The sequence below is a fragment of the Alicyclobacillus cycloheptanicus genome (assembly GCF_028751525.1).
GTDB lineage: Bacteria > Bacillota > Bacilli > Alicyclobacillales > Alicyclobacillaceae > Alicyclobacillus_L > Alicyclobacillus_L cycloheptanicus.
This window is the reverse complement of record NZ_CP067097.1, coordinates 1068190-1090318: the sequence shown is the minus strand read 5'-3', so window position 1 is coordinate 1090318 and position 22129 is coordinate 1068190. Positions and strand designations below refer to the sequence as shown.

General features: G+C 54.9%; 16 protein-coding genes and 2 riboswitches. Of the genes, 12 read left to right on the top strand and 4 right to left on the bottom strand.

Going from position 1 to position 22129, the window contains the following annotated elements:
- Positions 1-230 precede the first annotated feature (230 nt).
- The 4 genes from JI721_RS05005 (at position 231) to JI721_RS04990 (ending at position 5554) form a co-directional block, all read left to right on the top strand.
- Positions 231-1016: an IclR family transcriptional regulator gene (locus JI721_RS05005; protein ID WP_274456968.1), complete on the top strand. Its 786-nt coding sequence runs from the start codon at positions 231-233 to the stop codon at positions 1014-1016.
- A gap of 58 nt (positions 1017-1074) precedes the next feature.
- Positions 1075-2262: a CaiB/BaiF CoA transferase family protein gene (locus JI721_RS05000; RefSeq protein WP_274456967.1), complete on the top strand. Its 1188-nt coding sequence runs from the start codon at positions 1075-1077 to the stop codon at positions 2260-2262.
- 85 nt (positions 2263-2347) lie between these two features.
- The gene (locus JI721_RS04995) at positions 2348-3709 is read left to right on the top strand and encodes an MFS transporter (RefSeq protein WP_274456966.1); all 1362 of its coding nucleotides are present in this window, start codon (positions 2348-2350) and stop codon (positions 3707-3709) included.
- A gap of 30 nt (positions 3710-3739) precedes the next feature.
- Positions 3740-5554 carry an acyl-CoA dehydrogenase family protein gene (locus JI721_RS04990; protein ID WP_274456965.1) on the top strand — a complete coding sequence of 605 codons (1815 nt, stop codon included), beginning with the start codon at positions 3740-3742 and terminating at the stop codon, positions 5552-5554.
- A gap of 141 nt (positions 5555-5695) precedes the next feature.
- On the opposite strand, the gene JI721_RS04985 is transcribed toward JI721_RS04990, so the two are convergent.
- On the bottom strand, positions 5696-8464 hold the full coding sequence (locus JI721_RS04985) for a sensor domain-containing protein (RefSeq protein ID WP_274456964.1): 2769 nt from the start codon (positions 8462-8464) through the stop codon (positions 5696-5698).
- A 182-nt stretch (positions 8465-8646) separates the two neighbouring features.
- Positions 8647-8736: riboswitch (cyclic di-GMP riboswitch) on the top strand.
- Between the two features lie 77 nt (positions 8737-8813).
- Here JI721_RS04985 and JI721_RS04980 point away from each other — a divergent pair.
- A complete protein-coding gene (locus JI721_RS04980) occupies positions 8814-9659 on the top strand; it encodes a C40 family peptidase (protein ID WP_274456963.1) in 846 nt (281 codons plus the stop codon).
- A gap of 27 nt (positions 9660-9686) precedes the next feature.
- The gene (locus JI721_RS04975; RefSeq protein WP_274456962.1) at positions 9687-11465 is read left to right on the top strand and encodes a glycosyl hydrolase family 18 protein; all 1779 of its coding nucleotides are present in this window, start codon (positions 9687-9689) and stop codon (positions 11463-11465) included.
- A 67-nt stretch (positions 11466-11532) separates the two neighbouring features.
- On the opposite strand, the gene JI721_RS04970 is transcribed toward JI721_RS04975, so the two are convergent.
- The gene (locus JI721_RS04970; RefSeq protein ID WP_274456961.1) at positions 11533-12405 is read right to left on the bottom strand and encodes a C40 family peptidase; all 873 of its coding nucleotides are present in this window, start codon (positions 12403-12405) and stop codon (positions 11533-11535) included.
- A gap of 157 nt (positions 12406-12562) precedes the next feature.
- Complete coding sequence (locus tag JI721_RS04965; RefSeq protein WP_274456960.1) at positions 12563-13351, bottom strand: DeoR/GlpR family DNA-binding transcription regulator; 789 nt, start codon at positions 13349-13351, stop codon at positions 12563-12565.
- 237 nt (positions 13352-13588) lie between these two features.
- On the opposite strand from JI721_RS04965, the gene JI721_RS04960 reads away from it, so the two are divergent.
- From JI721_RS04960 to JI721_RS04935, 6 genes are all read left to right on the top strand, one after another.
- Entirely contained in the window at positions 13589-14875 is a 1287-nt protein-coding gene (locus JI721_RS04960; protein WP_274456959.1) for a four-carbon acid sugar kinase family protein, read from the top strand.
- Entirely contained in the window at positions 14868-15875 is a 1008-nt protein-coding gene (gene pdxA, locus JI721_RS04955) for a 4-hydroxythreonine-4-phosphate dehydrogenase PdxA (protein WP_274456957.1), read from the top strand. The genes JI721_RS04960 and pdxA overlap by 8 nt, the downstream gene beginning before the upstream one ends.
- A gap of 166 nt (positions 15876-16041) precedes the next feature.
- Positions 16042-16848 (top strand): cyclase family protein, encoded by an 807-nt coding sequence (locus tag JI721_RS04950; protein WP_274456956.1) that lies wholly within the window; start codon positions 16042-16044, stop codon positions 16846-16848.
- Positions 16849-16964: 116 nt separating this feature from the next.
- A complete protein-coding gene (locus JI721_RS04945) occupies positions 16965-18287 on the top strand; it encodes an MFS transporter (protein ID WP_274456955.1) in 1323 nt (440 codons plus the stop codon).
- 166 nt (positions 18288-18453) lie between these two features.
- Positions 18454-18588: riboswitch (cyclic di-AMP (ydaO/yuaA leader) on the top strand.
- Between the two features lie 112 nt (positions 18589-18700).
- Positions 18701-19108, top strand: coding sequence for a hypothetical protein (locus tag JI721_RS04940; protein WP_274456954.1), 408 nt, complete (start codon positions 18701-18703; stop codon positions 19106-19108).
- Between the two features lie 8 nt (positions 19109-19116).
- The gene (locus JI721_RS04935) at positions 19117-20358 is read left to right on the top strand and encodes a murein hydrolase activator EnvC family protein (RefSeq protein ID WP_274456953.1); all 1242 of its coding nucleotides are present in this window, start codon (positions 19117-19119) and stop codon (positions 20356-20358) included.
- Positions 20359-20515: 157 nt separating this feature from the next.
- On the opposite strand, the gene JI721_RS04930 is transcribed toward JI721_RS04935, so the two are convergent.
- Positions 20516-21262 carry a LysM peptidoglycan-binding domain-containing protein gene (locus tag JI721_RS04930; RefSeq protein ID WP_274456952.1) on the bottom strand — a complete coding sequence of 249 codons (747 nt, stop codon included), beginning with the start codon at positions 21260-21262 and terminating at the stop codon, positions 20516-20518.
- Between the last annotated feature and the right edge of the window lie 867 nt (positions 21263-22129).

Genomic DNA, 22129 nt, shown 5'->3' with positions numbered 1-22129 from the left:
GGATCGCAAAGACTGTATCGAAAGCTTGAAGTGGATATACTCGCTCAAGACATCCTCCGGACATGTGGGACGCAGCCCAGGTCCGGAGTTTTTTTGTGCAGAATGGACGATAAAGATTGACAATTCATTGTTGTGGGTATAATTTAAAAGTCATTAAATGAAACGATCGTATCATTTAGTGAAATTCATGATTGAGTATGGACGTGAATAAACGGAGGAGGCTGGAGAGATTGGATGACGGATCTCAAGCGTACTTAAATAACTCTGCGATTCGGACCTTCTCTGTATTCGAGTTTCTTGCAAAATCAGGATTCCCGCTCACGCTCAGCGCTATCACTGAGGGGACTGGACTCGACAAGGCAACGACCCGTAGGTTCTTGACCACCTTGTGCAATTTGGGATACGTGGATCGAACCACAGATGGAAAATACAAAATGACTTCTCGAGTACTTGACTTATCATCTACGTACCTGCGATCCGTCTCACTGCCTGAAAAGTCCGTTCCATATTTAGAGGAATTCTGCAGAAAAACGATGACTTCAACGAGCATGGCGATCCTCGACGGCGTTGACGTTGTGTACGTCGCACACGTCTCAGTACGCGAAGCACTCAGTGTAGGTGTCCAAATTGGCACTAGGCTTCCAGCGCACGCCACTGCAGTGGGGAAAGTCTTGCTGTCTCATCGCCCGACTCAAGAGGTGATTGAGCGATACGGTTCAGACGAATTGACAACGTACACCAGCAGGACGATTGACCGCGTGAGTCTCCTGGTCGGTGCACTGAGTGAAATCAAACGACAGGGATGGGCGATTTCTGAAGAAGAGTATGAATTAGGCGTGCGCGCTGCCGCGTGTCCCATTGTTTCATCAGACGGAGCCGTAATTTCAGCAATTAATGTTTCAACGCGCACGGCAGATGTCGACCGGATCGACTTCCTAACGCAAGTCGTGCCCGAACTCATTCGTACGGCGGATCTCATTGCGAAGGCACTGGGCGGCGTGGCTGAACCAATATGAAAACATAAAATCGCAGTATTTTGCAGTTCACTCCGGAACGAAGAACGGGGGAATAAAGTTGGCGATCTTGTCGACCATCAGGGTGTTAGATTTATCTCGGATCTTGTCTGGGCCTTACATCACAATGTGCCTTGGGGACATGGGAGCGGACGTCATCAAAATTGAGCAGCCGGGTAAAGGGGACGACACGAGACACTGGGGACCGCCGTTTTATGGAGAAGACAGTACATACTACCTGGCGATCAACAGAAACAAGCGTTCAGTTACGCTCGACTTGAAGCAGGCTGAAGGCCGCAGGGTGTTAGAACAGTTGGTGTCGAGTGCCGATGTTGTGGTCGAGAACTTTCGGAATGATACGAGGGATCGATTATGTCTGGATTATGATTCACTGAGGCAGTTGAACCCGTCGCTGATCATGTTGCATATATCAGCATTCGGGGAGGCAGGCCCCGATCGGAATAAACCAGGATACGATGTACTGGCGCAAGCTATGGGAGGAGTCATGAGTCTTACAGGCGACGAAGATGGTCCGCCGATGAAAGCGGGATTTGCGGTGGCCGACTTAGGAGCAGCAATGTTTGGCTTGGCGGGCATTCTGGGTGCACTGTTCCATCGAAGCCAAACTGGGCAGGGACAGTACCTCACAACGTCCTTATATGAATCACAATTGGCATTCCACATCAACTGGGCGACAAACTATTTTGCGACAGGAGAGGTCCCGAGGCGAATTGGGTCAGCACATCCCAATCTTGCACCGTATCAACCCTTTGCGACATCCGATGGGAACATCGTTTTAGCGGTCGGAAATGACGCATTGTGGCAGAAGCTCTGTTCTGTACTTAGCCGTCCTGACCTCGCGGATGATAGTCGATTCAAAACAAACGCGGATAGAGTTAGAAATCAAAAAGAGCTGGGAGCGATATTGTCCGATATATTTCGCGAACGGAGCACGCAGTACTGGTGTGGGTTGCTTGACAAGGCCGGTGTGCCAGCCGGGCCGATTTGGAACTTAGAAGATATCTATGTAAACAATCCTCAAACGGAAGCGTTAGAAATGGTACAAGAGGTGATGCATCCTGTTGCGGGAAGGCTAAAACAGATTCGATTTCCCGTCAACTTCTCGAAGGAAGCGGCCCGGATACAGACGCCACCGCCGCTTCTAGGGGAGCACACAGAGGAGGTTTTAACCGAATTGGGGTTTTCAGATACAAAGATTCACGAACTTCGAGTGAAAGGGGTGATCTGATGGGGTGAGGCAATGCCACGTGTTTCTTTCAGTTGTGTAAAGAGAAGAGTTTCAAGGACTGCATGCGATTGAAAGGGGGACCATTGTGACGAGTCAATTGAACACGCAAAGTGTCGCGTCTTTAAATGCGAGAATTGATCGGTTGCCTAAAGTAGGAATTGGAGCAGGCGTATTGGCTCTCATGGCGTTTGCATACTTCTTTGCCTTTTATGACATCACCGCGGCAGGCGTCGCTTTACCATCTATCATTAAGCAGTATCATCTCACGGGATCTGAAAGCGCTTTACCCCTCACGACGAACCTGGTCGGATATATCATCGGTGCCTATTTATTTGGAAGTTTGGCGGATGCAATCGGAAGAAAGCGGTCGCTTGAATGGGCGCTGCTTGTGCTTGCGCTGGGCGCAGTGCTAACTGCGTGCTCATGGAACTATCAATCGTTGGCGCTATTCAGGTTCATTACAGGCATTGGGATAGGTGCCCAAATTGCTGTTTGCGCAACGATGATGTCTGAGCTTGCACCTGCGAATCAACGAGCCAAATATGTCCAAATCAATGTGATTTGGGCAGGTGTCGGTGACGCAGCAGCACCGTTCGTGGGTGTAGCACTCGTGAACAGTTCTGTCGGGGGATGGAGGTGGGTGTTCGCGGTCGGTGCAATTGCCCTCGTTGCATTACTTTTCACCCGTACATTGCCGGAATCTCCTCGGTGGCTTGCACTTCACGGGCGACTTGAGGAGGCTCAAGGGATCGTCGATAAGATGGAGCAGAAAGTACTGAATTTGACTGGTACTGCGCTGCCCGATGCAATCGATGTGCCGGCCGAGGCTGAGGGTAGTGGATTTCCAACATTGGCACTGTTCAAAAGGCCGTACTTGTCGAGACTGCTCGTTGTCTTCCTTTACTGGATCCTACTCTACCTGGTAGTATACGGATTTCTTGGATATGAACCAGTATTGCTTGGGAAGATGGGACTTAGCAGTCCGCAGAGCATTCTTTATACCGCACTCGGAGACATCGCTTTCCCTATCGGCGCCGCATTGCCGCTCCTTGTGATCAAAAGTGTTGCACGAAAGTATATTTTGTTTGTGTCGGCTTTGATGATGGGCGTCGCAATGGCGGTATTGGCAATCAGTCACTCCGGATTCGTGGTATTCATTGGGGCGTTTCTGACCAGTTTAATGATCTTGCCGTTATCAGGAATTGCATATACCTACACCTCTGAGATTTTCCCAACACGTGCGAGAGCATCCGCTATGTCAGTCGCAGACGGCGTCGGCCACCTGGGAGGAGTGATTGCTCCGTATATCATTTTGGCTGGCATGAGCACATGGGGGGCTCGAGGCGCATTCTGGCTTTTATGCATCCTTATGGTGGTGTGCGGACTGTTGATCTTCATTGGTGGAGTCCGTACGAAGAATGAAGGTTTAACCGAATTATCCGGATGATTATGAAAATGTGCGCTAGGGGTGTTTGATATGTCCATGATGGTGAATCATAAATCAGTCCCTGTTACGGGTGGCATGCCTGATACTGCCGGGATGAACTACTTTGAAGCGGATAAGAACGTATCCTTCGTATTGAAGCGTTACGTATCGCCAACGGATTATGAAAAGATTCGTAGACACTTATCAGAACTCGGCGGAATCGCTGGAGGGGAGTTAGATCGCCTATCACGCATGGCGGATAAGCATATCCCGGAGCTCATTCACTACAACGCGAAAGGTGAGCGAATTGACGAGGTGCAATACCATGCTTCATATAAAGAAATGGAGCGAATTGGGTATGGACAGTTTGGGTTAGTCGCGATGTCACATCGGTCAGGTGTCTTTGACTGGCCGACGAAATTGCCACACGTACTAAAGTATGCGTTTTGGTATCTATTTGTTCAAGCTGAGTTCGGACTATGTTGTCCAATGAGCATGACGGACTCGGCAGCCCGGGTATTGGAGAAGTATGCCTCATCCGAAATTCAACAACAGTACTTACCTCACTTAATCGCTACGAACATGGATGAACTATGGACAGCTGGGCAGTTCATGACAGAGAAGCAAGGTGGTTCCGACGTCGGAGCGAATCAGGTCATTGCCAAGAAGAACGGCCAGGAGTGGGAGATATGGGGAGACAAATGGTTTTGTTCCAATGTTTCGGCTGACGTCATCCTCGTTTTGGCGAGGCCTGAGGGAGCTCCTGCTGGGACAAAGGGATTGGGCATGTTTTTGGTGCCTCGGAGACGCTCGGATGGCTCATTGAACCAATATCGTATTAACCGTCTAAAGGATAAGTTAGGAACGCGAGACATGGCGTCAGGAGAGGTAACGTTTGAAGGAGCCACGGCTTTTGTGGTCGGAGAGGTGGAAAACGGATTTAAGCAAATGATGTCTATGGTGAACGCCTCTCGCCTGTCCAATGCGGTACGCTCCAGTGGCATGATGAGACGAAGCCTTCTTGAGGCACTTGTATCCGCTCGCGGACGCACGGCGTTTGGTAAAGTGATCGAGGAATTCCCATTAATGCGTGATACCTTGTTCGAACTGTTAATGGACAGTGAAGCTGCCACGTCAATGGTCTTCTTTACAGCAGATACCTACGACAGGGCAGATGCGGGTGGGGAAGATGCGGAAACGCTCTTGAGAATGTTAATTCCACTTGCCAAAGGGTATATTTGCAAACGAGCTAGATACGTAACGGCAGAGTCTATGGAGGTTCGCGGGGGAAATGGCTATATCGAAGATTGGATTAATCCTCGATTAGTGAGGGACGCACATCTCGGATCAATCTGGGAAGGCACCACGAACATGATGGCATTGGATATTTTGCGCGCGATCGATAAAAAGGGTGCAGATAAGATATTTTTTGAAGACATTTACCGCCGTATGTCTGATCTTCGTGATCCCGCCGTTCAAAGGGTATCTGAAATCATGAAACGAATTACGGAGATTTTGGAGGAAGAAACCCATCACGTGATGTCACTCGGTTCTCACGCGAGGGAGTTCTACGCGAAAATCCTGATGAATCGTATGTACCATGTTTTGGTGTCCAGTTTGCTCGTTCAAGAAGCTCAAGTGCAACTGTCGGAGGACGGGAGTTACCGCAAATTATACATGGCGTTGCACTATCTGAATCGCTATGTTTTAAGCAGCGGAATTTCACATTGTACTTTGAACGAAGGGCTCGACCAATGGTTTGACACGATTGTTGACTGGGGGTGTGTTCCGTACGAGGCGGTCGCTGACTTGCTGTCAACGACTGAGTCGTTGTTTCAAAGCGCATATCAGTTCTTTTATCACTGATCGAGTCCGTAACTGTGAACTTGAAATTTGAAATAAAGGACTCCGGGTTAACACATTCCGGAAGCACGTGCGTGTTCGGTTGAATCACACAGAGAACACGCCGATCTCGAAAACGCTTTCCAAAAGAAGATAAATGAGTATTCAGGGCGCGTGCGCCATCTCAATCTCGAAAGAGAATTTCTCCGGCGGCACCGGGCGCCCCAGCAAGTAGCCCTGCAGCTCGTCGCATTGTTTGCTCCTCAGAAATTCGAGCTGCGCCTGCGTCTCAACGCCCTCGGCAATCACGCTGAGCTTGAGCGCGCGCGCGAGGGCGATGACGGTTTCGGCGATCGCGGTGTCGTCCGGCTTGTCCGGAATTCCTTTGATGAACGACTGGTCAATTTTCAGCGTGTGCACTTTGAACTGTTTGAGGTAGCTCAATGACGAGTATCCAGTTCCGAAATCATCAACGGAAATATGCACGCCCATGGCATGGAGTTCCTCGAGAATGCCCACAATCGTACGTTCATGCTTCATGAGCGTCCCTTCGGTGATCTCGATTTCTAAATCCCTGGGCGACAGCCCGGTCGACTCGAGCGCCTCTGCAATGTCGCACACGATGCTGTTTTGAAAAAACTGTTGTGCAGACACGTTCACGGCGACTCGAATCGGTGGGTGTCCGGCGTCTTGCCATGCCTTATTCTGTTTACAGGCCTCACGAATGACCCATTTGCCAAGTGGAACGATGAATCCGGTCTCCTCTGCCAGATGGATGAACTCACCGGGCGCCAGTACGCCTCTCACAGGATGGTTCCATCGAATCAATGCTTCTGCACCCACGATTTTGCTCGTGTGTACGTTGACCCGGGGCTGATAATGAAGTACAAACTCTCCCTTCGCCAAGGCCTTGCTCATGGCCGACTGGAGAATGAGCGTGTCAAAGGCTTTGTCATTCATCGCCGGGGTGTACACCTGATACGTATTTTTGCCGAGGGACTTGGCTGCATACATGGCCACATCGGCGTTGCGAATGAGCGAAGAGACGTGGTCGGCATCGTCGGGAAAGACGGCAATGCCAATACTGGCCGTGATGTTGAATTCGTTGCCTTCCAGCATCACTGGCTCAGCAAACGCACGCATGATGCGCTGCGCGACTTCAATTGCATCCCCAATCACGTTCATCGGATACAGGAGGATGGTGAATTCATCTCCGCTCATGCGTGCCACCGTATCCGTATCCCGTACGCACTGCGTGAGTCTTTGAGCAATCTCAATCAGGAACAAATCGCCGTAGTTGTGCCCGAGCGAATCGTTGATTTGCTTGAATCGGTCGACATCGACGTACATCACGGCCAGTCGCTGCAGACTGCGCTTTGCGTGGTCCACCGCTTGAGACAACCGCTCGGTAAAGAGCCGACGGTTGGGTAAGTCGGTCAGCGGGTCATAGAATGCCAGGTGTTCGACATACTCCTCGTTCTGTTTCCGTTCAATCGCCAGTCCCGCGAGGTAGGTGATGGTTTTCATCAAGTCCAGTTCTTTCAAGTCGGGGCTTTGCTCCGAGCCGAAGGACAGCGTGAACGTGCCGAGCACCTCACCAAACGCGTTCAAAATCGGGATCGACCAACAAGCGTGCAAATCGTGCTCGCGCGCGACTGTCCGCAGATTTGACCACCGCGGGTCGGCGAAGATGTTGGTGACAATGACCGGTTCCTTGCGGATCACGGCGTTGGCGCTGGACCCGTTGTGTGCGTCGATGGCGATGTCACGGACCTTTTCCAGGCATGCCGCCGGCAGGCTGGGACCGAGTGCAAACACCAAGTGGTTCGTCTGCTTGTCAATCAAGTACACGCACGCGATGCATCCTTCAAACTGGTTTTCGGCGATGTCAATGAGTTCCTTCAGGACATGGTTGAGTTTCTCGGACTTCGCAATCATCTCCAGAACGCGTCGCTGCCCCTCCAGAAACGCGTCTGCCTTCTTTTCCTTCGTGACGTCCCGCGCGATGCCATGGACCCCTTCCACTTGGCCATTGACCACAATGGGAATGATGTTCAATTCAAGGTTTCGGTGGGCCCCTGTTTTATGAATCACGCTCAGGTTCACGTGACAGGCCTCTCCCTCTAGGGCGGTTCGAAAGGCCGACAAAGCCTCCGGCAGGTCGTCCGACAAGAGATAGGGCATAAACGGTTTGCCAATCAGCTCGTCCACTGGATAGCCAATGATGTCGGGGCCGGCGGGATTGACATCGGTAAAGCACCCGGCTGTATCGAGGGAATAGACTGGGCTGGGGTTGTGTTGAAACAGCGCGCGATATTGCTGTTCTCTTCTCGACAGCGCCAGTTCAATTTGTTTTCGCTCCGTCCGGTCGATAATGGTCCCAATAATCGCCGGCTTCCCGCGATACAAACTTCGTGTCAGGTAGACCTCGCAAGCAAGGGACTCTCCTTGGGCGGTTTTGCATGCCAGCTCATAATGCCTGTCCGGGTCCCGGGTGTTCGTGACCTCCCGGCAAATCGTTTCGTTGATGAGGGGAATACATTTCTCGTCCACGATGTCCGAAAAGGAGATGCCGCCAGTGACGAGATCGCTCACTTCGTACCCGAACATCTCGGCAAACCTCGGATTGACGTACTGAAATTTACCTTCTTGGTAAATGAAAATCCCCGTGATATTCTGTCGAACCAACGTAATAAATTTGTTGTTTGCCTCGCGAAACGAACGGGCAATCCGCGCTACGGAGTAATACGTCAAAGGGACGACTGCCAGTGCGCAAATGAGCGAATCGAACACGATGTCAAGCTGTGCATGGATTGCCCAAACGCGCTGCACATACGCGGAGAAGCGTTCGGATATCACGGAGACCGAAATCACCGCGATCGCGATGGCAAGCGTTGCTCGCCAAACTCCACGCGAAACAACCTGTTCGTCCATAATCAGTCTCCAATTGTGGAAGGTTTGACAAGAGTCTTCCCGCTTTCGAGCGAATCCATTCGGAGAGGCGGCGCGCGCGGATTTCCTCGCCTGCGGCGGACATCCAGAAATTACGCCTAGATTCACGCGCATAAATCTGTGATAATCACATCGTCTCGGACAGAGCAATGCGAGTTCGAGGCAATTACAAAAGGCAAACCTGTGCGAAAGCCAGGGGCGCAAAGTCATGGGTCTACGTCCTGATGTCAGGATATGATCGCCAGACCGCTGATTGCCTGCATTGCTCTGTACGAGACTTTTTTGTGTTCAAAACAATCCATTTAATGGATTTGACACCAAGGAGGCCCTAATGAAAAAGCAAATTATCACAGGAATCATCTCCGCCGCCGGTTTGTTCCTTTCGACAGCTCCTCTTGCCCTGGCAAACACCACGAGTGTCACGTACACCGTACAAGCGGGCGATTCACTATATAAGATTTCACAGCAGTATGGCGCAGCCACGAGCACGCTGGTATCGATGAACCAAATCGCCAATCCCAACAACATCTACGTGGGAGAGGTGTTGACCCTTCCATTTACGAAGTACACGGTTGTCGCGGGCGACAGTCTCTCAAAAATTGCACAGAAATTCGGAGTGACCGCAGCTTCGATTGAATCGCAAAACAAGTTGACCAACCCGAACCTGATTTACGTGGGACAAGTCCTGCTGATTCCGCAGTCGGCAGCCGCAGCGACGTCGTCTACGGCCGCAGCGACATCGACGGCGCCTGCGAGCACCGGGACACCTGCAGCGACGTCGTCAACACCGACGGGCGCAGCGATTGTGGCGACTGCAGAGAGCTACCTCGGCGCGCATCCGTACGTGTTCGGCGGGAACTCGCCGGCGGGCTGGGACTGCTCCGGATTTACCTCATATGTGTTCGCGCAAAACGGCATTACTTTGCCGCGTGTTTCAGCCGATCAGGCCACGGTAGGAACTCCTGTCGCGGAAAGCGACTTAGAACCCGGTGACTTGGTGTTCTTCAGCGGCACAACGACCGCCACTGCGGCGACGAACACGGTCAGCCACGTTGGCATCTACGTTGGGAACGGCAACTTCATTGAAGAATCTTCAAGCCAAAACGCGGTCGTGATCGCCAGTTTGAGCAACACCTACTGGGCGGCGCACTACTTTGGCGCCCGGCGCGTTCTGTAAAATTCCACGGATGGGGACGTGCATACATTGAAAAGACGCGTCGTATTCACTTCACTGCTCGGCATGGCTTCTGTGGCAAGCGTGACGTGGCTGTCGGCTGCGCAGCCCGCCTTGGCCGCGTCGTATCAAGTCAGGACGAAGGCGATTTATGTCAACAACAAGCTGCTTGTGCAGCCTGCCGGGATTGTTTCCGGCGGGACCACCTATATGCCGATTTGGTACGTCATCCAGGCGCTCAAGCAGCTTGGCATCACCAACACCTGGAACGGAACCCTCAACACTTGGACGATTCAGGCACCAGCGAGTATGCCTGTAGACCTGACCAATGTGCCGAAGACGAGCGGTGCAAACGTCATTACGCTCAACGGCCAAGTCATGTACCACGTCGGCCGCATTGTTTACACAGAGCCAGGTTCCAAAACGCCCACATCCTATATGCCGATTTGGTACATTCAGCAGCTGCTGAACCGGCTGGGCATCGGATCGTCCTGGAACGGGACAACGTGGAAAATCACAACGCCGCCGCCGATGAGTACAACGGTGGCTGACCCAACGCAGTACCCGACGCTGTACGACGGGGACAGCGGATACCCCATCGTCCTCTTGCAGCAAAAGCTGAATGCGGCTGGGTTCAACGTGGGGACGATTGACGGTGTCTTCGGGAGTTCCACCTCGGTCGCCGTCAAAGCGTTTCAATCGGCGAGTGGCATTACGGTCGACGGCATTGTCGGTCAACAAACCTGGCTGGCGTTGAACCAGCGGTTAGCGACGATTTTCTCGCAGCCATCCACTATCCCGGCACAGCCAGCGAGTACCCCGAGCGGTGCGGAGACGGTGATGACGTGGGCGAACAGCGCGTCCTCCCTGGCGGATGCGGAGCAGAACGCGCCAATCACCGAGATCAACAACGACAACTACAACATCAACAGCAATGGCAGTGTGACGGATGCGACGTCCGCGAGCGCGCTGTCGACGCTCTTCGCGGATGCAAAGAGCAGCAACGTGGCGGTGTTTGCGACGGTGACGAACATCAGCCCATCGACCAACAACTTTGACGGTGCGTATACCAGTACGATTCTGAACGACGCCTCGACCAGAACGGCGTTGGAACAGAACCTGGTGAAGCTGGCCGTGAACGATGGGTACAAGGGCGTCGATTTGGACTTTGAGAACGTGAAAACCAGCGACCAAGCCATCTTTACGCAGTTTTTGACGGAGCTGGCGAGTCAGCTGCATGCGAACAACAAGGAATTGTCAGTGACGCTTCCTGCGGAAACCGGGCCGACGTCTGAGCCGTGGTACAGTGCGTACAACTATGCGGCCATCGGCAACATTGCGGATGTTGTACCCATCATGGCCTATGACGATTCGTGGCAGGGGAGCGCAGCGGGCGCGATTGCACCTTTGTACTGGGATGAGCAGATTCTCAAGTACGCGACGTCCACCATGCCGAAGAGCAAAATTCTGTTGGGCATCGGTGCCTATGGATATGACTGGAATACGACGACCGGCGGCTATGCGGCGGCGGATTCGCTCAGCCAAGTGGATGCGCTGATTGCAAAAGATCAGATCACCCCAAGCTGGGATGCGACGGACGCTGTACCGTATTTCAACTATACGGATGCGAGCGGTGATCAACATACGGTTTACTATGAAAACCAGGCGAGCATCCAGCAAAAGTTGAACCTTGCGGCTTCATACGGTGTCGCCGGTATTGCAATATGGAAGGCGGGGCTGGAAGACCAGGGGCTGGAGAATGCCCTCCAGAGTTGGCTGACCCCAACGGATTCGACCCCTGCGAATTAACGCTTGTGCAAAGGGAAGGGCGCGGACAGCAACTTGTCCGCGCCCTTTCACCCATGATGGAGAGGGCTTAGTACATCCGTTTGACGGCACTGATATGATTTCCCCAGTACGTGCCTGGTTTTACGCTGATGTAACCCACCTTTTTCAGGCCGCCGCCGCATTGAATCGCCTGGTTGTTGCCAGCGTAGATGCCGACGTGCTGCCCTTGCTCAAAGGCGATGAGGTCGCCAGGCTGCATTTGCGAACGGGGGATGGGGACACCAACCGACTTGTACTGTCCTGTGCTGTACGTGGTGATGATGTACCCGAGGGCATGATGGTACACGTACTCGGTAAAGTTGGAGCAGTCGAATCCGTACTGGCCGCGGTCCTCGTTGTGACCCCAAATGTAGGGGGTTCCCAGTTTCGTTCGAGCGACCCCCAATACGGCCTTTGTTTTCGCCGTTCTCGCGGCATTCAGCCCAGCCACTGGCGTCATGGAAGTGTCCATCCGTGCGCCGGGCGGCGGGAGGGGCGTGTCCGCGCCGCCGCTGAATGTGGATAAGGGGGGCAAGGACGGCGACGCTGTGTTCGGTGCAGCCGTTGCTGCCGGGACGGAAATAATGCGGTAAATCGGGCGCGCGGTGCTGGTTCTTAGCGCGGCTGCGGATGCGGTCGAGGAAGCGTCGTCCGATGTGAGCACCACGCGACGGACCGTTTTGGTAGAAAACTTGGAAGTCGCATAGTTCACGGCACCTTCATTCGTGCCCACGTCAATCAAATCCCGGTCGGGATGGGATTGCCCTTGGGACGGTACAACGTGGATGGTCACGGTCCCGCTCTTTGGCTCGTACGTTGTGCTTTTGATTTGATAGGCTGCCGCTGAAGCGATGGCACCACTTTGACTGGTGTTGGCTGTTTGGGTGTTGGCGCCCTGGGTGTTCGATGCATTTGAATTCACAGTCGTACAACCAGCGAGCATAAGTGAACAGGCAAGTATGATGGGGAATATTCTGAATCGCCCCACAGCAACTCCTCCTTTTTGGGGTAGTTTGCACTGTGGCGGCGTTGGCTATGTGTGTCTGACCTGGCAGCATCGCGTGCTGCGCTCGGACGATTCACATTCGTTCCAACGTGGCAGGGTCCGGCAGCACCACTTCCACGGACGCTTTTTCCAAGGCATCCCGGGTTTCGGCATCGACGAGCGAATCCGACACGATGTAGTCAAATGCACGCAAAGGCGCAATGCTTGCGAACGAAACCCGGCCGAATTTCGTTGAGTCTGCGACCAACGCGGACTTGAGGCTTCGAGCCAGCATCGCTTGCTTCACTTCCACCTGCGTGATGCGGGAACTCATCGCACCGTCATGAATGGTGAGGCCGTCGCAGCCGATGATCGCGAGGTCCGCGTGCAGGCTCATAATCATTTGAATCGCAAAATGGCCGCCTGCACTGGCGGTGGTGGTGTCCAGGCTGCCGCCGCAGATGTAGACCTGCAGGCGTTCTTCGCCGGCCAGCAGATTGGCGATGCGCACATCGGACGTGCAGATGGTCAGGGGCTCGGAATACATCGTCCGGATGGCGTTCGCAATTTCATACGTCGTGCTGCCGGCATCCAGAAAAATCGAACTCCCCGGCTGGATGATGCGTAAAGCGGTTTGAGCAATGACCTGCTTAAGGTGAATATTTGTAATGGATTTCTGGGTGATGGACTCCGGTTCCCACGTTTGGGTAGAAAGAACAGCCCCGCCGTGTACGCGTTTGGCCTTTCCGACTTCCTCCAGCTTCTCCAAGTCCCGGCGGATGGTCATCGCAGACACGCCGAATCGTTGTGCAAGGTCGTTCAGTTCGACCTGACCGTGCGTGTTCAGAAGATGGAATATTTCTTTCCGTCTTTGCGCGGACAACAACGAGTATCACTCCAGTGACAGCGTTTGTAACACAATCCTAAGATAGCACGTTCCGTCCCGGGTTCCTACCATTCATCAAAAAATTTGCGCCAGAACCATGCGTTTTTTATCATGATATAACATAATGTATCATATATATCGGCAATAATGCTTGATTTGGTGTGAATATATGTTATATTTGGCTTCGAAACGTTCGAACACAGTCGCTTGACAGGATGGGGCTGGTGACCGCTTTTGAAACACGCCATCATCGTTGGGGACGACCTGACTGGATGCAACGCTGCATCAGCCCTGTTTCGTGAACTGGGTTGGCGCATCACGACCTGGATTGACCCTCAGGAATGCGGGGACGCAGGGACACATCCCGGCGGCGTCGTGGTATGGAACAGCGCATCGCGTTTATTGTCCGAACAGGAAGCGGTTTCGCGCGTTCATCAAATGGTGACGCGCGTTAGGGCCCGTATTTCCGATGAGGACGCACTGTGGGGGAAACGCATTGACAGCACGCTCCGGGGCCACGTCGCGGCCGAGACCGAGGCGATGATGGATGCGCTGCCGAACCTCGACTGCGCCGTGGTTGTCGCCGCGTTTCCGGCATCCGGGCGCGTGGTGCGGGCGGGCCAGCTGCTCGTCCACGGGGTCCCTGTGAACGAGACCGAAATTGCGCAGGACCCCTATACGCCCGTGCTGGATGCGGACGTGTGCCGCGTGCTGCGCGGGAGGGCGGCGCGCCCTGTGCACAGGCTGCCGCTCGACCTGCTGGAGGCGCCAAACGAGGCGCGGCGCAGCATCACGGGCTGGCTCCAGGCGGGGGACCGTCCGCTTTTGGTCTGTGACGCTGTGAGCCAGGCGGACATCGAAGCATGGGCCAACTTGTTTGCCGGTCTGTCGATTCGCATTCTTTCGGTCGATCCCGGCCCGTTTACGACAGCCTACATGGCTGCGAAGCAGCGGCTGCACCGGCACGTGCTCGTCGTATCTGGCAGTGTCATGCCCACGTCGGTACAGCAGCTCGATGCACTGGAAGCGGCGTATGATTTAAAGCTGGTCCGCGTCCGCCTGGACCGTCTGCTGGACCCGGTCTCGCGCAGGACGGAGCACGCCGAACGGGTCGCTGAGGTGTTGGCTGGCCTCAAGCGCCACAACGTGGTCGGCTTTCGGACCGATGGCGCTGCGCCGCCGACACAGGTGGAAGGGCGAGCCATCACGCGCGCGATTGCCGAGCTGGCCTTGGACATTCTAGACCATGTGGCGTTTCAAGGCCTGTACGTCTCGGGCGGCGAGGTGGCATACGAAACCTTGCAGGCACTCGGCGTCCGCGCCTTGGAGCCGCTGCTGCAGATTTGTCCGCTTGGCGTGTTGAGCCGAGTGGTCGATGGGCCGCGCGGCCTCTACATCGTCACCAAGGGAGGTTCGGTCGGACACCCCGAAGCCTTGGTCGACAGTGTCCGGCTGCTGCTCTCCACCATGGATGAACCAAACACAGGAATTTACACCACAGGAGGTCCTCACGTTGACTGAACGACCCATTTTAGCGTTAACCATTGGCGATCCCGCTGGGATCGGCCCGGAGATTTCACTCAAGTCGCTGGCAGAGCCGTTTGCCTATGCAGAGGCTCGTCCATTTCTCGTCGGCTCGGCCAAGGTGTTGGAGCTGGCACAGCAGCAGAGCGGGACCCACCTGAAGTTCAACATCGTGAACGAATTGTCGCAATGTAAATTTGAGTTCGGCACGGTGGATATTCTTGACATTGACAACATCGACATGGCTGCCCTGCAGATGGGCGTCGTGCAGGCGCAGTGCGGGCAGGCAGCCTTTGAATACATTCGCATGGCCGTCGACCTGGCGAATCAGCACAAAATTGATGCGATTGTCACGGCACCTATTAATAAGGAAGCGCTCAAAGCGGCGCATGTGCCGTACATCGGTCACACGGAAATGATTGCGGATTTACAGCATGCCGAATCGGTGATGACCATGTTTTTGATTGAAAAGGTCAAGATTTTCTTCCTGACCCGGCACGTTCCATTGATTGAAGCCTGCCGTCAGTGCGGCGACAAGGACTTTGTGCTGGCCGGGATCCGCCGGGCATACCGCGCGCTGCAAAGCTTCCATGCGGATTCGCCCAAGCTGGCGGTCGCTGGGCTGAACCCGCACTCCGGGGAAGGCGGTTTGCTCGGCAGGGAAGAGATTGAGGCCATCCGTCCAGCGGTTCAGGAAGCGGCTGCCGATGGGCTGAACGTCGTCGGACCCGTACCCGCAGATTCCGTGTTTCACTTTGCGCGCAAGGGTCAGTACGACGCCGTGCTGTCGCTCTATCATGACCAGGGGCACATCGCGTCCAAGATGATGGACTTCGAACGCACCGTGTCCATCACGATTGGCCTGCCCACCCTGCGCACGAGCGTCGACCACGGGACCGCATTTGACATCGCCGGCAAAGGCATTGCGTCGGCCGTCTCGATGGTGGAAGCCGTTCGTGCGGCCATCACATATGCAGGCGTTTATCAGCCGGTCTAACGGACCGGGCTGATGGAGCCAAAAGAGAGGCAGGAGACGGATTCCGTAGATGGATTCCGTTTCCTCTAGGAGGGGGATGATAGCGGTTTCTTTTGCTTGGTTCAATGGCGGGATCAATCGCAACGCTCGCAGACAAATTCTCTTAACCTTCTGGGAGGCGGGTATCATGCGAAAAGTGTTCAATGGGTGTACGGTGATCGACCTTTCGGTGACGGTGTCTGACACACTGCCTTCAGGCTGGCCAACGCACATGCCGTTTCAGGCCAAGGTGTGGAACTACTACGTGCCGCTGAACGAGAGACAGGGCCATGTACGCAGCGAGGCCCCATACCAGACGCGATTCTGGATTATCGATGAACACTGCGGCACGCACTTTGATGCACCCACGCACTTTGTTGCGCCGGCCGATTCCGGGATTCCGTGGGCGGGGGAATTGGGGAGTCAGACAGGTGAGCAGGTTCCGTTGCAGGACTTGATGGGCCCAGCTGTTCGCATAGACGTCACGCATCTGGCGAATGAGTCCGTTCCCGCCGGGGAAAGTCCATGGATCACGGCGGAACACATCAAAGCGTGGGAATCTCGCTACGGTGTCATCGAACCGGGTACGGTCGTGCTCTTGCATACCGGTTGGGACCGATACTATGTCCCGGGCCCTGAAGGCGAAAAGTACGCGAAACGGCCATTGGTTCACGGCGAAGGGAAGGGTTGGCCGGCGCCTGATGTAAGCGCTGTTTTGCACCTGTACGAACGCGGCGTGAAATGTCTGGCCATTGACGCTCCAAGCATTGGCGCGGCCCATGATGGGGCCCCGGTTCATCAGGAGGGGTTGAGTCGTGGTATGCGGTACGTCGAAATGTTGACGGGCTTGGAGAAATTACCGCCGCGCGGCGCATGGTTCATCTTTTTGCCTGTGAAGGTCGAAGGGTCCACGGGTGGACCGGGGCGTGCGATTGCTCTGCTGTCGGAACAGTAATACAGGGGGAACAGTAATACAGGAACCGGTCATACAGGTCAAGCGTCAGTGAAAGCGCGTATAGAAACAGTGGGCGTCGACGACTGCACACCTTCCAGTGAACAGGGGGAACGTTTATGGCAACGCCGGAGTTGCAGGTTGAGTATCAACGGCAGGTCAGACCAGGCTGGTACACTGTTTATTTGGTGATTGTCGCGCTTGCAGGCTGGGCACTCGCTTCGTACGACTTTAACCTCCTTACCCTGACGATGCCGAACATTGCGTCTGATTTGCATCTGTCATCGACACTCGTCGGTCTGCTAGGCTTTTTCGTATATGCAGCGGAATTCATCATCACGCTGTTTGTGGGTTACGGAATGGACCGTCTCGGGCGGCGCTGGATGTGGCAGTTTTCACTGGTCTTCGCAGCCATTTTCACTGGCTTGACGTATTTTGTTGGGAACTACACAGAATTAGCGGTTGTCCGTGCGCTTGCTTCAGGATTTGCGATGTCTGAATTAGCCATCTCGGTGACGCTCGTGAACGAACAACTGGAGGCGCGAAGAAGAGGACTTCTGTACTCCATTGTCCAAGGCGGTTGGCCGCTTGGCGTGTTCCTTGCGTCGGGCGTGTACTTGGCGTTCATTGGTCACGGTTGGAGGACTGTTTTCCTGCTGGGTGTGATTCCGATTATTTTTGTCATCATCGCGCGGATTTGGGTGAGAGAGTCCGATCGTTTCCTTCACATGAAGAAAGTGAAGCAGGCATTGAAGGAAGGAAATCAAGACGAAGTAGAACGCCTGCTGAAACTGTATCCGGTCGATACCACGCATGCCGATGAGGTGACCTGGCGTCAACTGTTCTCGGTGAAGGGATATGTACGGAGACAAGTCTCTCTGCTGACGGTGGTGTGGTTGTGCTATGCGACCTCGTATGTGGCGACGAACGTATACATTACCTACTGGCTTACCAAGTATGATGGCTGGACGGCAACACAAGCGGCGAACATGCTCTTGATCGCTGGGGGGATTGGCTACTTTTTCTACGTCCTCGGCGGCGTGCTGGGTGAAAGGTTTGGCCGGAAGAGTGTACTGGTCATCAGCGGTATGCTGACTGCGCCATTGAACTTGGTATTTATGTTCATCCATGGACACACGGTTGTCTTTATCCTGTACTTTGTGATTTACCAGGTCACCAACGGGACTTGGTCCGGTGCCGGGTATGCGTACTGGGGTGAAAGCTTTCCGACGCGCGTGCGTGGTACCGCGATTGGGTTCCTTGGGTCGATCTTCACGGGTGGCCTGCTGCTCGGCAGTCTCATTTGGACGCTGCTCATCTCTGTCACCAGTGCGACAGTCACTTGGATCATCATTGCAGTCGTCATTTCTCTTGGTCAGTGGATTGCGTTGGCGCTCCCAAATATCAAGCCTGGTACGGAGTTGGAGGAAATTGCAGTCTGAGCATGTTTGAGCGTCGTATCATCAGGGCGGGTGCAAGGGTGCGACAATGTACGGTTCATCGACGTTGTGCGCCGAAATGCGGTGGAATTCTCGCGGATGCTTCCGTTTCCACCCCAACATCCACTTTGATGCCCCCTGATAGAAACGCTATACTAACGCCTGAACTGAATACGGATCGCTGAGTCCCGCAAGGGAACGGGGGAACCAATCTATCGGGGTGAATCTGGTCACGACGACCAGTAGAGCAATCTCTTAAGCTCGAATCCGACAGCTAACTTCGTAGGCGTTTAGGAGAGTGGTGTGTTCCACAATGATTTGATGTTTTGACCCCGTTGCCTTCGCGACGGGTTTTCTTGTGTTTTGGACGGAGTGGACGTTCGACGGGAGTTGCGCGGCACCTGGGAGGACATCACATGTTGCAACGTTTTCACCCGCTGAAATCGCGGTTTCCGAAGCGGGACAGCGCCGTAGAAGTGAAGGTGGCGGCGCACGACGAAGCGGACCGGATGAAAAGGCGCAAGGCGATCGAACAGTACAAGGAAAATTTACGAGCGTACCGGGTGGATATCCGACAACTGCCCGATTTGTGTCCGACGGAGCCTGGTGCTCGGCGGGACGCGATTCATGCGGCGAGAGTCATGGTCGAGGATCATCAACTGCGGGCCTTGTTTTCGCAAACGAGGAGGCTTCCTGCTGACGCGTTGGCTGCGCGTCCGGGAGTTGCTTCCGACGTGGTTGTCACGTACCCAGCGTACGTCACGGCGATGGCGCTGCTGTTCATGAGCGGGCCGCAGGTGACAGGCATCATGGGATTGGAGTGAATGTGACTTTGAAGCTTGGCAGGCAGGTGCTCATTTCGACGAGTGTGTTTCTATTGATGAGTGGTTGTCTGGTCAGCACTTCCGAAGCGGACAAGCTGTCCACCGCAAAGGAGCAGCAGCAACAGTTGCAGGACCAGATTGCGCAGACCAAGGGCCAGCTGCAAAAACAGCAGCAAACGGCGGCGACTGCGGCGCACCGTGCCGCAGAGGCGAGTGCGACCGTTAGCAACTTGGACGCACAAATCAGGGAGAAACAGTTGTCAACGCAGGAGATCCTGCGTCAGATTCACGCACTGCAGCGGCAGATCCACCGCAACCAGGCGGAATGGAACGCCGACGAGGACACGCTGAAGGCCATCTTGCGAACGGAATACGAGGACGGCGAGGTCTCCTATCTGTCGGTGCTCATGAATGCAACGAGCTTTAACGATCTGCTCAGCCGGATGCAGGAATTGTCGATTTTGACGCAGGGTGAGCGAAAGCTGCTGAATCAGGTGGCTGCGTTGCAGCAGACCTTGCAGACCGAACGTGATCGGCAGAACCAGGATTACCAGACACTGGTTGGGCAGGAACAACAGCTGCAGTCCATGAAGGCCGCGCAGCTGCAGGAAGAAGCTTCTGCGAAGGATGCCTTGAGCACCGCAAAAAGTCAAATGCAGGCGCTTTCCCAGCAGCAGGAGTCGCTCCTGAAACGACTGCACATGACGCAGAGCCAGATTGAGCAGCTGGAAATTGAGGCGCAGCAGCAGGAAGAGATTCTCTCCCACCACAACGGGTCGTCCGAAGTTGTGGTGCCTGCGCTTCGGTACCAGGACATCTCGCCGACGGTGTTGTATGATTTCGTCGCGTCGAGAGGTTCGGCGTTCACGCTGAGTGACATCGAAACGATTTGCAGCGTCGCACAGTCCTACAATATCAATCCCGCGCTGATGCTCGCGATTACCGGACAGGAACTGGATTTCGTGCAGCAGGGTACGCCGTATGAGACGTGGAAACTGGAGAACCCATTTGACGACTACGGCAGCTGGGCGGTGTATCACACAACGCTCGAACAATCCGCAGCACTGGCCGCGGAATTGATTCAGGTCCGACTCAGTACGCCTCCACCCGCGGGAGAGGATGCCATCATCTGGCTGAATGATCCTGCCAATCATGCAGGAGCTGGTGTGTATGCGACGGATCCGAACTGGGCGTACGGGGTTCGCACCTTCTTTAACGAAATCGAGGCGTATGTGTCGGCGCACTCGTAGGCGGTGCATGCGGCCTCGCGCCACACCGGACCTGGGCGGGTGCGTTCGGCGCGGCGTCTAGTGCTGAACAGCAGGAAAAAGGCCAGTCATCCTCGTCGGGTGACTGGCCTTTGCCATTCCATCGCGGGGGCGTCTTCCACTTGACCGGCTGCGGTTTTTAATTTAGTACATAGACTTTGACGGTCTGCATACCAAAATTGTCTGCCACGGCCTCGCTTGTCGGGACGAAGATGTCGATACGGTCCCCTTTGATGGCGCTGCCTTCGTCGGTTGCGCTGCCGACCATTCCGCCGGTGGGAAGCGCCGAGAACGAATAACCGGAGATGTAGAGTTTCGACTTCAGGGGAATGACGGAAGGGTCAACCGCGATCGTCCCTAGTTTCAATGGGTTCCCGAAGTAGTCCACGGGCCCCCAGCCGTTCTCGCTTGGGCTTGCGGTGTACGCGGTCGCGACGCAGGTGATTTCTTTGGGGATCGCGACCTTCAGGCCGGGGTAGAGGTCCAGCGGATTGACGTTCGGGTTGGCATCGAGCAGGGCTGCGAGCGGGATCCTTTTCTGCTGCGAGATGCTCCAAAATGTGTCGTCCCCCTGGATGGTGTACGTAGAAGCGGCAGTGGACGATTGGCCGACTGCTGCGGAAGATTTGGTTGATTCGGCTGTGGATGTGGATGTGGACGATTGGGTCGTCGGGAGTTGAATCTTGAGCCCGGGGTAAAGGTTCAGCGGATTCACCTTCGGGTTGGCCTTGAGCAGCGTTTGGAGCGGGATGCCCGTGCGCTGCGAAATCGACCAGAACGTATCGTTCCCTTTGACGGTATAGGTGGATGCGAAAGCAGTGGTCATTCCGGTGATCGAGACAATGCCTAAGCTGGAGAGTGTCAGTAGTGTGTTTTTGAAACGCAAAACATTACCTCCTGTATGCATGGGGTGTTATGTATCTCTTAGATCAGTTCGAGATAGGTATGGAAATACCTTTCCAACGTTGGGATCCTAATCGTTCCATGGAAGATGGAGGGGAGTGGGGTGGGCCGGGCGGGCTGGGCTGGTTTAGGGAGCGGGGGCGGGCATAAGGCGCCTTTGGTACCCTAAGCCGGGGTGGCGTTGGATGCTCGGCGACCCATAGGGCACCAAAGCTACCTTAATCCGGGGCGGGGGTAGCCGCTGGGTGGGGCCGTAAGGCACGAAACCTGCCTAAAGCCGAGGTGGGCTAGGCTGCCCGGTGGCGCGTAAGGCACCAAATCTGCCTAAAGCCGGTGCGGGCCAGGCTGCTGGGGGGGCCATAAGGCACCAAACCTGCCTAAAGCCGAGGCGATCCCGGCTGCTGGGGGGCCATAAGGCACCAAACCCGCCTAAAGCCGGTGCGGGCTAGGCTGCCCGGTGGCGCATAAGGCACGAAACCTGCCTAAAGCCGGTGCGGGCTAGGCTGCTGGGTGGCGCATAAGGCACCAAACCTGCCTAAAGCCGGTGCGGGCCCGGTAGCCCGGTGGCGCATAAGGCACGAAACCTGCCTAAAGCCGAGGGGGGCTAGGCTGCCCGGTGGCGCATAAGGCACGAAACCTGCCTAAAGCCGGTGCGATCCCGGCTGCCCGGTGGCGCATAAGGCACCAAACCTGCCTAAAGCCGAGGCGATCCCGGCTGCCCGGTGGCGCATAAGGCACGAAACCTGCCTAAGGCCGGTGCGGGCCAGGCTGTTGGGGGGGCATAAGGCACCAAACCTGCCTAAAGCCGGTGCGGGCCAGGCTGTTGGGGGGGCATAAGGCACCAAACCTG

Bases quoted from the DNA above. Each gene is read 5' to 3' on its own strand.
- JI721_RS04990 (WP_274456965.1), top strand. From the start codon at position 3,740: ATGTCCATGATGGTGAATCATAAATCAGTCCCTGTTACGGGTGGCATG.
- JI721_RS04985 (WP_274456964.1), bottom strand. From the start codon at position 8,464: ATGGACGAACAGGTTGTTTCGCGTGGAGTTTGGCGAGCAACGCTTGCC.
- JI721_RS04980 (WP_274456963.1), top strand. From the start codon at position 8,814: ATGAAAAAGCAAATTATCACAGGAATCATCTCCGCCGCCGGTTTGTTC.
- JI721_RS04950 (WP_274456956.1), top strand. From the start codon at position 16,042: ATGCGAAAAGTGTTCAATGGGTGTACGGTGATCGACCTTTCGGTGACG.
- JI721_RS04945 (WP_274456955.1), top strand. From the start codon at position 16,965: ATGGCAACGCCGGAGTTGCAGGTTGAGTATCAACGGCAGGTCAGACCA.
- JI721_RS04940 (WP_274456954.1), top strand. From the start codon at position 18,701: ATGTTGCAACGTTTTCACCCGCTGAAATCGCGGTTTCCGAAGCGGGAC.